This window comes from Vibrio sp. YT-18 (assembly GCF_033337345.1).
In the GTDB taxonomy this organism is placed as follows: domain Bacteria; phylum Pseudomonadota; class Gammaproteobacteria; order Enterobacterales; family Vibrionaceae; genus Vibrio; species Vibrio alginolyticus.
In genome coordinates this window covers 1-1,214 of record NZ_JAWOQO010000162.1, presented here as the reverse complement: position 1 = coordinate 1,214, position 1,214 = coordinate 1, and the positions used below count along the sequence as shown (strand labels likewise).

At 45.4% G+C, this 1,214-nt stretch carries 1 protein-coding gene; it reads right to left on the bottom strand.

The features are described 5' to 3' along the window. Positions 1–994 (bottom strand): phospholipase D-like domain-containing protein (locus R7M72_RS25140; RefSeq protein WP_318056465.1); only part of this gene is annotated, 994 nt, incomplete at its 3' end. Between the last annotated feature and the right edge of the window lie 220 nt (positions 995–1,214).

The following is a 1,214-nucleotide window of genomic DNA, read 5'->3' as shown; positions in this document are numbered from 1 at the left end:
TGGCTTGGTTAATTGCCAAAGTAAGCACTTGATAAATCAAATACTCTGGCATGCCGGGGCCAGATGGAACCACCTGAATCGGATGTTGGTATTTGCTGTTGTCAATTTTGCACTCCGGCAACTTCGGCAGATAACGTTCGCCCGTTTCTACTTCCCAGTCCCAGCAGTGAATCGCACTTAACACGTTTACGGTTGGCCCTGTAACTCGCACCATGATATCGATCCAACGCCCAACGCCGCTGCTCTGTTTAAAGTATGCAGGATCGACAAGGTTCATTGACCCTGTATAGGCGATTTCATCATCAATGACGATGATTTTACGGTGCTGGCGAAGATCAAGACGACGTAAGAAAATACGCCACATCTTCACTTCGAGCGCCTGAATAACCTCGATACCCGAATCTTTCATCATTTTGTACCAAGGACTTCTGAAGAAGCGTGGGCTACCCGCAGAGTCCAGTAGTAGCTTCACATCCACACCACGTTTAGATGCTTGGATAAGAGCGGATGCTACCGAATCGGCCAAGCCGCCTGGGTGCCAAATGTAGAACACCATTCGAATGCTCGTTTTGGCATTCTCGATGTCTTCGATGATGGAGTGCAGAATTTCATCAGGAGATTGTTGCAACGACAGAGTATTCCCGCTCAGAGCAGGCAGCCCAAGACGGTTGTTACACAGTTCATCGATGCGGTAGATATGGCGACCCATGGTTTCAGGCATGTGCGCGTGGCAATCATTGAGTTGACTAAACCACTTGGCAAAAGGGGTAAACATCTCTTTTGCTCGTTCAGCTCGTTTTCTGCCTAAGTTCAGCTCACCAAATAGGAAATAGCACGCGACGCCAAGCACGGGAAGGATATAGATGATCATTAGCCAAGCTAAAGACACGCTCACCGCACGACGCTTCAAAACAACGCGTAAAGTAACACCAGCAACTAAGAACCAATACAGTCCAATGCCAGTAAGAGTAAGAAAATGATAGAACTTGTCCATATACGCTCAAAGTAATATGCCCATCTAGGATATTAAGCATAAAAGTGGGTTGGGGGAACAGATTTCCCAAAGAGAAGTGGGATTGACCCTACATGAGGAACAAATTTCATAACAGGTGATTCTGTTATTTTAATGTGAAAAATAAGGCTATTCTTTAACTTTTGAACAAAAAAGCAGCATTTAACGTGCGTAATACTACACTTGTGCGATAAATGTACTT